This is a genomic window from Nostoc sp. 'Peltigera membranacea cyanobiont' 210A (genome assembly GCF_002246015.1).
In the GTDB taxonomy this organism is placed as follows: Bacteria; Cyanobacteriota; Cyanobacteriia; order Cyanobacteriales; family Nostocaceae; genus Nostoc.
In genome coordinates, this window is the sequence record NZ_NOLJ01000004.1 from 257763 (window position 1) to 268950 (window position 11188).

Sequence of the window (11188 nt, forward strand, 5' to 3'; positions counted from 1 at the left end):
ATATAATAATGTGATTTAGGCTTTGCCCCGATTCGATCTGATGAATTCCTGACTAAACTTATTTTAGTCAGAACTGAAGCAAAATATCTGTCAAACTCCCATTCCTCTGTGTCCTCTGCGCCTCTACGGTTCCTTATTCCGTAATTCACTCGTGCGTAAGTCCTATTAGTGTGAGGTCTACTGTGTCTGAAACTCCCGTATTAGATCAAATTATCAAAAATGTGCGGGTAGTTCGTCCCCATCAGGATGTAATCGAACTACTTGATTTAGGCATTAAGGATGGAAAATTTGCTCAGATTGCCCCTAATATTAGCCCAGACACAAGCAAAGAGGTATTTGATGGCAAAAACCTGCTAGGCTTTCCTGGGGTCGTGGATGCCCACATGCACATCGGTATCTACCAACCCCTCGACAAAGATGCTGTGACTGAAACCAAAGCAGCCGCAATGGGAGGCGTAACTACCAGCTTAAATTACATCCGTACAGGGCAGTATTATCTTAACAAAGGCGGCTCCTACCGCGATTTTTTTCCAGAGGTGTTGGCGTTATCCGCAGGTAATTTTTTTGTAGATTACGCCTATCACATTGCACCTATAGCAAGCCAGCATATCGACGAAATACCCCTATTGTTTGAGGAATACGGTATATCTTCGTTTAAAATCTTTATGTTTTATGGCGGATATGGGTTACATGGTTTGTCAGACCAGCAAAACCTCTTTTTGATGATTAACAAAGAGGAAAGATACGACTTCGCCCATTTTGAATTTATTATGCGCGGTCTAACTCGCTTGATGGAAAAACATCCAGAAGCGCGAGATACTATCAGCTTGAGTTTGCACTGTGAAGTTGCAGAAATTCTCAATGCCTATACCAAAATAGTTGAAAACGATTCTAGTCTTAGCGGATTACACGCTTACAGTGCAGCGCGTCCTCCTCATTCTGAAGGTTTAGCAATTTGCATTGCTTCTTATTTGGCACATGAGACTAACTGTGCAAATATCAATTTGTTGCACCTAAGTTCGCGTAAAGCAATGGAAGCAGCTTTGACTATGCAAACAGCTTTTTCTCATATTAATTTTCGGCGAGAAGTTACTGTTGGACATTTATTATTAGATGTCGATACTCCTAATGGTATTTGGGCAAAAGTCAACCCTCCTATCCGTCCTCGCGCTGATGTGGAATACTTGTGGCAAGCAGTATTAAACAATCAAGTAGATTGGATAGTTAGCGACCATGCTTGCTGTTCTGCTGAACAAAAAAGAAGTAATAAAGACCCGAATAATATTTGGTTAGCAAAGTCTGGTTTTGGTGGTACAGAATATTTACTTTCTGGTGTATTTAGTGAAGGTAGCAAGCGGGGAATGTCTTACAACCAGATAGCTAAGTTACTATCTTGGAACCCATCGCGGCGCTTTGGGTTGTTAGAAAAAGGCGATATAGCTATTGGCTATGATGCTGATTTGGTGTTGGTAGACCCCAATGAAAGCTTTGTGGTAAGTGCTGCTGAGTCGGAGTCACAACAAGGTTATACGCCATTTGAAGGTGTAGAGTTAACTGGGCGGGTGAAGAGTACTTTTTTGCGTGGAAATCTTATTTATAACAATGGGCAGGTTTTAGGTTCACCTACTGGACATTATTTAAAAAGATGTTAGAGTAATCTCTACAGAAATATAAAACTATTTGCGATCGTCAAGCAAGACATCAAAGTGTTTAACTTGTGTTTCTGGTTTGATAAGATATTCGTTGTCTCTAGGAAGAGATCTAACTTTTTCAATATCATTACCAGCAAAATTGCGAATTGCATCCCGTGATTCCCAGTAAGAGATAACAGTAAATTCCGTATTATTCTCATTAATCTGGCGAAGTACTTGTGCCCCCAAATTGCCAGGAATAGACTCGATTTTTTTAATACCAGCTTCTACCAAATAAGTATAATATTCATCTGCTTTCGATGTCAGCGTTGTACCATGCCAAATACGTGCGACTACTTTCTTCGATTGGGTAGTAGTGCGATTATTGGGTAGAGGTTGTGCTGAAACTACAAGGGTTTTAACCTGCATAAAAGAAGGAAATGGTAATATCAAAACTGAAATTGTCAATCCACAAAGATTAACAAACAACTTACTTGGTATAATCATTTAGGTATCTCCAGTTGTATATGATATGACTGTTCCCATTTGGGATACATCTCTATCAACTCTCACAAAAGATAAATATCCATCATCTGTTCTGTGTCTAAGGGTAGTGTTATTAGTAGGACAATAGCCTAAGTGTCCTTTTGCAAATCGATAATTTCCTATATCACAATACCCAGCTAAAGCATAAGCCTCTTCATTGTATGATTGAATTATTGCATAGTGACCGTCATAATGTGGCAAAATCGTAAGCAGCCATGTTCCACCCCCGTTATTATGTTTTCTTAAAAACTTCTTTTTTGCTACTTCAAATTGAACTGTCTCTGTATTACGCCAAGGTAATAATTTACTATCCAATACTGGAATAAATTCACTTATTCTCGCATCTGGATGACTGATTTCTGCATATTGGTATTTGAGTGGAATCGGCCCGTTTTCCATCCAAAGGATTTCAACGCCTTCTTCACCTAAAACTTTCCAAGATTCTAGTCTGACCCCTGCCGGAATAAACGAGTAAGAATGTTTATCTAGCCGCCATTCATCAATTTGAATTTCACCAGCAAGAATAAAAATTTCTAAATCAGCTGTAAATATACCAGATGGCACTTCAAATCCTGGCGGTAGAATTACTCTGGAAGTAGATGCCCCACTATCATCCCAAGTCAGCAATCTTCGTCTTCCTGCTGCTACTTCGTCTGGCATTCCACTAATACGCCATGCTTGTTCTTCTGGTACAGCATTTGTATCAAAAAATTGATACTGGCGAGGCAAATATTCTTTCGATATTGCTGTTCGCCTTCCCGATAGATTCAAGCGTCCTCGACCATCTCCACCCCAATCTTCTTTTACAGGCGCTACACTTAAAAAATCATCAGTTTGGTCTTTTGATGCGTAATCAAAATTTCTATTCTCTTCACCCACAATTGTATATTCTCCTGTTTATATGCTTTGCTTTGCCTAGTCAATACTATATTGCGTTCACTGAGTTTTACTCTAGGAATTCAATTACTAACTTTGATATTTCTTCAGGTATTTGGTTCATCATACATATTGTTCCGCCTTCAATATCAATCATCTTTGCATGAGGAATTGCTGTTAAAATAAACTCTCTATTGTCTGCGTTAGCAAAACCTAGTCTTTCTAATTGTTTTAGGTCCTCTGTTCCAGACAATATTAGAGTTGGAGATTTAATTAAACGAAATCTTGCTTCCATTCTTTGGCAGTAGTCAATAACAGCCAAAGGTGCATACCAAGGATAGCCAAAACCTTTTAAATCGTCCAAAACCCAACGGTGATTTAACTCAGCAGAACCTATGTAGCTTGCTCTCGCTGACCATCTTTGCATAAGATGGGAACCGTCTGCTTCGATCTTGAGATTTTCAAATTTATTGGATAAAGCTGCTTTTCCTTCTTCGCTAAAATTATCTATGTTGCATAATATGATTTTTTCGACTCTTTGAGAATAAGCTGCTGCTATTTCTGCTGCTACACAAGCACCCGTATGGTTCCCAAGAATACTTGTGGTTTTTATTCCTAATTCGTCTAGCAGTAAAATAACAGTTTTCGCGTAATCTTCAATTGAATACATTCTGGGTGGTTTATCTGAATCTCCTAATCCCAAAAAATCCATAGCGATGACTAGTCTTTTCTGAGCAAACATTGGTATCAACTCACGAAATTCGTCACCACTTCTGAAGTTTTGATGAAGTAAAAGAAGTGGTTCTCCTTCACCACTAATACGGTAAAGAATCTGCCCATCTTCAGTGTCTAAAAAAGCTCGTTTGATTGGTTTGTTCATAAGACCCTGATAAATTCATTTAACTTATTCAGCAAATTACCTTTTCTGTGCTACAGTTTGCAACCATTCAATCAGAGGTCTTAAGGTTCCTGGCAATGCTGACTCACTGACAGTTACCGTATGCTGCTTACCGTTATCTTCCACTGTTAATTTATATTGAAAGCGATCGCTCTCTTGATTTGGTGAGGTAATTATTTCAGGTAGCCTAAATAAATCTGCAACCTCTACCAGTCGGGGAAGTGTCGCAGCTTCATCTGGCGGGAGAGTGTCTGTATCAACGGTTGTTCTCTTGGTAATCCCAGCAAAACCGCCCGTGCGTTCAAAGGATATCCGCATTTTTTTGCTCTCCGTTGTATTATTTAGTTGGGATAAATACAAATACTGGGAGATGATAGTTCTCACCTCCCAATTTAGCAATAACACAGAGTACATTTAAAAACGTTAAGAGTAAGAAGTTTGTTCACTAGTCACTCGTAACTCTAAATAACTCCTACCTTTTGCCAAGCATTCTGCACAGCTTTTTGCTCATTACTATCATTACCGTAGAGTTCGCCAGCAACTTGAATGGTGACGTTGGCAGCCTTTTTAAAATCTGCTTTAGCACGTAAGCGATCGCGTAAAGCTATATACCATATTTTGCCAGCTTTTTCCCAAGCATATCCACCAATTTCAACAGCCGCTAGATAAAAGGCATGGTTAGGGATTCCTGAGTTGATATGTACCCCAGCGTTATCTTCATCACCAGTATATTTATCTTTTACATGACCTGGTTGGGGATCTTTACCCAGTACTGGGTCATCATAAGCTGTTCCCGGTGCTTTCATTGAGCGGAGGGCAATACCTTTGACAGTTGGTACTAAAAGACCTTCGCCAATCAGCCAATCAGCCTCTTGTGCAGTCTGATTTTTGGACTTTTGTTTCACTAAGGAACCAAAGACATCAGAAAACGATTCATTTAGTGCCCCTGGTTCGCCATAATACTGTAAACCCGCTTCATACTGAGTTATCCCATGAGCTAGTTCATGCCCAATCACATCAATTGACTTTGTGAAGCGTTGAAACAGTTCGCCGTCACCATCACCATAAACCATTTGGTCGCCGTTCCAAAAGGCGTTGTCATATTTAACGCCATAATGCACGGTGGAGTCTAAACGTAGTCCTTTGTCATCAATGGAATTGCGATCGAATATTTCATGAAATAAGTCATAAGTAGCACCAGCAGCATCGTAGGCTTCATTTACTGCTGCATCATTGCTTGGTGGGTCTCCTTCAGCACGCACCAATGTGCCAGGTAGTTGCTGGCCATTTTTGGCATCGTAGATGGTGCGCCGCTTTTCACCCGGTGAAGGTGCAAAGGAGATAGTACCTATGACATCTCTGCGTCCGCGAAGTTGTGCCGAAACATTTAATGTATGAAAAGCCCAACTCCGCTGCTGAGGATTGCCATTCACCACGACATTTTCCAGCATGTGGGGCGGGATAATACAACAAATAGGGCATCTAGAGACAAGTGGATGCTCATACTTAAACCCGGCTGATTTCTTTTTATTTCGAGCCATCCAAGATATTCTCCTTTTGAAACTAAGTGATGGCAAACAGTGGCTTTAACTCCACTAGAGAAAGGAGCAGAAAAACGAATCCAAATCGCGTGTCCCTGGTTTTTTCTGAAGGAAATTTTCTACTCTGTATTTTTGGATAGGTCTGTAGAGGATTGATAGTATCCTCACAGGTACTTCTGATGTGGAAATATTGTATAAAAACACGAAGCCAGCTTAATTGGCGCAAGTTTCAGCTAAAACCCTTGTGTGAGTTAGCAAGACCTCCTTTACAGACCTAATGCGTTTATATATTAGTTCTTCTCAACAGAAATAATATTATTTATTGCTGTTTTGTTACTATTAAGTTGTTAATGCTATAAATGCCTATTGGAGACAGGGGAATCTCAAATTTAGGCATCCAAAACCTAAAATTTTCATAAACAGCCACCAAATACCGCCAGACCATAATATTTCCAAGGTACTGCAACTGTCTTAAATCCAGCTTTGCTCAACATTTGGAAATGAGTATCTAAGCTAGCTAACTGGTCTTGACTGGAGTAACCTTGAGTGCTGGTTGTGCCAAGCTTTGCACGAATCTCTGTCAAACTAGTTCCTTGCTCAACTGCCCATTCCTCTCGTGCCGCTTTGTAAACTTCTGCTAAGGCTGGCGATTCTGGTAAAGTAGGGTCTGCATTCCAAAAACAGCCGTCTTGACTGAGGCTAGCAGCAATTCGCTCAAATAATTTCAACTTCATCTCATCTTGGAGATGGTGAATTGCCAAAGATGAGACACAAGCATCAAATTCGCTACCAATATCCAAGTTCTCTGGATTATTTGCCCAGTCACCAAAATCTGCTTGTATACCAGTCCAGCGTTGTTCATATCCAGCTGCTGTGATTTTATCTTGGGCAAATTGTAACATTCTAGGTGAGTAATCTAGGGCAATTACTTGGGAATCTGGAAAGCGGTTGAGTATCTTGAGACTAAGTTCGCCTGTACCACAACCTAATTCTAAAATACGCCGACTTGTGGAAGGTAGACAACGGGTAATTACCTCCAACATCTCATTGTATCGCGGTAACAGTTGGCGAATACCAGTGTCAAAATCCGCAGTGTTGGCGAATACCTCTCCAGGAAATAATTGTTGCATAAGGATTGGAACTAATGTATACACTAATCAATATTCCCAAGCAATTTTGGGCACATCTTCTCAAAATGTGACATCATCTAAAATTAAGAATCTATTACACCTCAATTGATAATCACTATAGTCAAGTCGCTTTACTTCAATTAAAAATTAATTAAAAATTCAATCAGTGGGGCTTGTACTCAAAATTAATTAAAAATCATTATTATTCTTAATTTTAATTTTCAAATTTCTAATAAAAAAAAATATCACGAAAGAACTGTTTTTTCTCTGAGCCAAGCAATTAAGTTTTTGACTTTTCCTTTTAAACTGTATTGAGAAGTATCAATTGTATTAGCTTCTGGGATATCAGAAATCAACTTTGCGACTACACCAAAAGTAGAAGTTTGGTTGTATATTAGATAATTACATTTGCTTAATAAATAGATATCTATTAAAGCTTGAACACCATTTTCAAATCTATCTGGACATTCAGGATTCTGATGTAAAGAAGATCCTGAAGCAGGATACCACTTATCTGTAACTAAAATATTAGTATATTTCTCTCTAAAAGAATCTTCTACTGCGGGATTATCAGTAGCTAAAAATATCAAACTTTTAGGATGTTTTTCAAGAATCTTATCAACAAATTTTAAATAGAGATTTTTGGAAGTTTTTCTGTCGGTATATCTAACATGAACCCCGATTACTATATCTTCAAAAGAACTATCTACAGTTTTTTTAATAATTGCCTCAATATTAGGTTGTAAACTCAGATGTTCTCTAATTATCTTTTTTAAAATAGTTTCATTACTCAGACTTTGGAGATAAGCAAAATCACCTAAAAAATGTCGTCTTAGCTTATAAGTCTCTGTTACATACGACCATCTAATCAAAATATCTTCACTATAATCTATGTGAGACATATTAGTAGTGTATTTTGCCCATATTTTTGGGTTGTTATATCGCAAATCATCTGGAGATTCGTATGATAGCAGTACTTCATTTACAGATTTATCTAAGCTATTCTTCCAGACACTTGGATAGACAGATTGAGTAGAAGGTATTTCTGAAGCTTGGGTAACATGATGAAGATTAAAAAAGTCAGGAAAAACATTGCTGCGATTATTCGAGTAAACCTCATCGCTCCAATCAACAACTATCTTTCTATTAGTAAGTTGAGCATATAAAATACTGTCCAAGAGAGCGAGAAAACGATTTCCCATCCCTGCTTTGCCTTTGACTAATAAAAACTTCTCTGAAACCATTTTTGATTGCTCCTAACAATTTTAAACTCAAAAAATCGTTGACGAACCCGCTAGGGAAGATTTTATTCATATTTTCTAGATCGCCAGAATAATATCACTCATGATAGGTCAAATCAATAGTTGACGAACCTGCCAGGGAAGGTTTTATCTCTTTAGACGGAATTTATAGCCGCCATATTGAGTTCCCAGACAGGCTGCTAGGTAAGCAAGAGAAGGCTTTTTTGGGGATATTGATACCCCTGTTACTCGTCAATTTGACCGACGCGGCGGATATTCAAAATGTCGCTCATTTTCTTAATTTGGACGAAGACTTGCTCTAGTTGAAAGCGATCGCGTATATCTATTCCTAAGTCGATCAATGCAGGTTGGCCAGTAGAGGTTTTCACCTGGGCATGACGGACGTTGATCCCTTGGTCGCTTAACCGTGACAAAATATCCTTCAGCACCCCAACACGATCCAGAGCTTCAATTTGAACATCTACTGGGTACGTATGCGGACGACCACTACTTTCGGCGGCTGGGTTCCACCTAACTGGTACTAAGCGTTCATACTCCACAGTCTCCAGATTATGGCAGCCTTGGCGATGAATTGAAATCCCCCTACCTCGCGTCACCACACCAATAATTGGTTCGCCAGGAATCGGGGTACAACACCCAGCTAAATAATATACCAAACCTTCCACCCCAAAAATTGGCGAATCAGTGGAACGTGAGGTAGTTGGAGGTGCATCTCGCAAAGCTTTTGAAGTTGCTGCTTCTTTGGGGATAAATGGTGACACAGTGGAGACTGGTTGTTGTCCCTTCGCTACTTCTCGCCAGCGATTTAGCACTAGGTTCAAGGTAATTTCTCCGTAACCCAAACCAGCGAGTAAATCTTCCACGCTATGGTAGTTACACTTTTCGGCGACAATCTGCATTGCATCCGACTTCAGCAAACTATCAAAACCAGTTTTACCTAGTTCCTTTTCTAACAACTCTCGTCCACGGGCGACATTTTCTTCCCGGCGCGATCGCTTGTACCATTGTTTAATCCGATATTTTGCCGCCGAAGTTCTGACAAAGTTCAACCAATCCAAACTCGGATGGCAGTTCTTTTGGGTGAGAACTTCTACAATATCGCCATTGTACAGCCGCGTTGACAGTGGCACCATTCGCCCATTCACCCGCGCCCCTGAACAGTGGTTTCCGACTTCTGTATGAATGCGATAAGCAAAATCTACAGTGGTAGCACCGGGACTTAAAGGAACGACATCCCCCTTAGGGGTGAAGACATAGACATCATCTTCAAATAGATTATCTTTGACGCTATCAAGATATTCTTGGGCATCCTTGAGATCGGTTTGCCATTCCAGCAGTTGCCGCAGCCAAGTAAACTTGTCATCTGTGCCCGTCAAATGGCTAATGCTAGAACCACCTGTTTCTTTATACTTCCAATGAGCGGCAATCCCATACTCGGCGATATGATGCATTTCGATTGTCCGAATTTGCACCTCTAAAGGACGGCCAGTTAATCCAATCACCCCAGTATGCAACGACTGGTAACGGTTAGGCTTTGGCAGTCCAATATAGTCCTTAAATCTCCCAGGAATTGGGCGAAAAGCATCATGAACCACCGCCAACGCCCGATAGCATTCCTCATTGCTTTGAACAATAATCCGCAGCGCTGCCAAATCGTAAATTTCATGAAATTCCTTTTGCTGGCGGTGCATTTTTTGGTAAATGCTATAAAGGTGCTTGGGACGACCGCTAATATCCTGAAAGCGGATTCCGGTTTGCTGCAAACGTTCTCGCAAAATATCTGTAGCTTTGGCCAACTTCTCTTCTCGCGCCGTCCGTTTTTCGGAAACATGCTCCTGCATTTCGCGAAAAGCTTCTGGTTCCAAATACTTAAAAGCCAAATCTTCCAGTTCCCATTTTATTCGCCAAATCCCCAAGCGATTGGCTAAAGGTGCGAATATATCTCGCGTTTCCTGGGCACTGCGGCGGCGGCTGGCCTCTGACATATATTGTAAAGTTCGCATATTATGCAAACGATCTGCCAATTTCACCACAATTACCCGAATATCTTGCGCCATTGCCAAAAACATCCGCCGGAAGTTTTCGGCTTGGCTTTCGGTTTTGCTGGTGAAATTGATTTTAGAAAGCTTGGTGACACCTTCAACCAATTGCCGCACTTCTGCGCCAAAGCGTTCTTCTATTTCTTGACTTGTTACTTCTGTATCTTCAACGACATCATGGAGAAATCCAGCTGCTATCATAGCAGCACTGCCTCCCAAGTCACGCAGCAATTCAGCCACAGCAATGGGATGGGCGATGTATGGTTCTCCCGATTTGCGGTATTGACCTTGATGGAGTTGGTATGCAAATTCAAATGCCCGACCAATTAAGACGGCATCATTATGCCTTCGGTCATCTTCCCCTGCGCCGCTAGTTGTCGATGACTCCTTCAAACATTTTTTTAACCATTCGGGAATGGCAAGGTCAACTGATGAATTTATCGCTATACTGCTCATAGAATTTGGGTTTGAATGGATCGGTAGATAAGTGAATGATAAATAAAACTAGCAGCATCGCCCTGAAAAGATGCTGTTGCCTAAAAAAGGGTGGAAAAAGCAGTGTAAGGATGATTCTCCAATTGCAATAGCGTAGTGTAAAGCCTTTGGCATAGCTTCTCTACGCGTTCGCGTAGCGTCTGGTACTCATCCAGTTTGAGTTCCAAGGATCGTTAAAGAAAGAAAATCCATTGATGGCAAACAAAGCCCCAAATCAAGATTTGAGGCTTTTAGTGCTGAGAAGTCTTTAAGAAAGTTTATTGTATAAGAAAAATTACTTGACATTAATACTATCTTAACTAGCACTGGATGTCTTTAAACCGTGAGAAATATCTGGCATTCGTAACTTTATTAGAGCAATTACGCTCCGATGCCACAACTACCCAAATCGTTGCGCCAGAGCTGCGGCAGCGTGTAGCCACGTTGCAGCAATTTTTCGGGCAACAGATTGTGCCTTTGGCTGATGAAAACTGGCGAGTGCAGTCTTATCAAACGGAGATGAGCAAGCAATTGCGCCTTTTGGCAATAGATGTGATGTTTTTCCAAGGAGCGCGGCAGGCATCTACTGCACAAACGAGACTTCAAACGATTAGCGATCGCTTGACAACCCTCATTCAATACTGTGATGCCATTCTGCAACCAGAAGCGGAAGGAGAAAAATAACAATTGTTTACCTTTTTCTCTAATTTCTCCATCATCTCATTTCTGACCTATGATGGAAAGTTATTTTGCTAACAAGTTGGGAATGGGGACTGGGGACTGGGGATTGG

Annotated in this window: 10 protein-coding genes; 2 read left to right on the forward strand and 8 right to left on the reverse strand. The window is 40.5% G+C overall.

Annotated elements, in window-relative coordinates:
* The first annotated feature begins 182 nt into the window (after window positions 1-182).
* Window positions 183-1652, forward strand: coding sequence for an amidohydrolase family protein (locus tag CDG76_RS14100; protein WP_094349622.1), 1470 nt, complete (start codon window positions 183-185; stop codon window positions 1650-1652).
* 24 nt (window positions 1653-1676) lie between these two features.
* Here the strand turns inward: CDG76_RS14100 and CDG76_RS14105 are convergent, their stop codons facing one another.
* From CDG76_RS14105 to CDG76_RS14140, 8 genes are all read right to left on the reverse strand, one after another.
* Entirely contained in the window at window positions 1677-2138 is a 462-nt protein-coding gene (locus CDG76_RS14105; RefSeq protein WP_223265235.1) for an antibiotic biosynthesis monooxygenase family protein, read from the reverse strand.
* On the reverse strand, window positions 2139-3059 hold the full coding sequence (locus CDG76_RS14110) for a DUF4437 domain-containing protein (protein WP_442946375.1): 921 nt from the start codon (window positions 3057-3059) through the stop codon (window positions 2139-2141).
* 64 nt (window positions 3060-3123) lie between these two features.
* A complete protein-coding gene (locus tag CDG76_RS14115; RefSeq protein WP_094349624.1) occupies window positions 3124-3933 on the reverse strand; it encodes an alpha/beta fold hydrolase in 810 nt (269 codons plus the stop codon).
* A gap of 36 nt (window positions 3934-3969) precedes the next feature.
* Window positions 3970-4269: a protealysin inhibitor emfourin gene (locus tag CDG76_RS14120; RefSeq protein ID WP_094349625.1), complete on the reverse strand. Its 300-nt coding sequence runs from the start codon at window positions 4267-4269 to the stop codon at window positions 3970-3972.
* 143 nt (window positions 4270-4412) lie between these two features.
* On the reverse strand, window positions 4413-5492 hold the full coding sequence (locus CDG76_RS14125; protein ID WP_094349626.1) for a M4 family metallopeptidase: 1080 nt from the start codon (window positions 5490-5492) through the stop codon (window positions 4413-4415).
* Between the two features lie 413 nt (window positions 5493-5905).
* Window positions 5906-6622, reverse strand: a complete 717-nt coding sequence (locus CDG76_RS14130) for a class I SAM-dependent methyltransferase (protein WP_094349627.1) — start codon at window positions 6620-6622, stop codon at window positions 5906-5908.
* 245 nt (window positions 6623-6867) lie between these two features.
* A complete protein-coding gene (locus tag CDG76_RS14135; RefSeq protein ID WP_094349628.1) occupies window positions 6868-7866 on the reverse strand; it encodes a nodulation protein NodZ in 999 nt (332 codons plus the stop codon).
* Between the two features lie 242 nt (window positions 7867-8108).
* Complete coding sequence (locus CDG76_RS14140) at window positions 8109-10379, reverse strand: RelA/SpoT family protein (RefSeq protein WP_094349629.1); 2271 nt, start codon at window positions 10377-10379, stop codon at window positions 8109-8111.
* A 348-nt stretch (window positions 10380-10727) separates the two neighbouring features.
* Between CDG76_RS14140 and patD the strand changes: the two genes are divergently transcribed.
* Window positions 10728-11081: a heterocyst frequency control protein PatD gene (gene patD, locus CDG76_RS14145; protein WP_094349630.1), complete on the forward strand. Its 354-nt coding sequence runs from the start codon at window positions 10728-10730 to the stop codon at window positions 11079-11081.
* The last annotated feature ends 107 nt before the right edge of the window (window positions 11082-11188 follow it).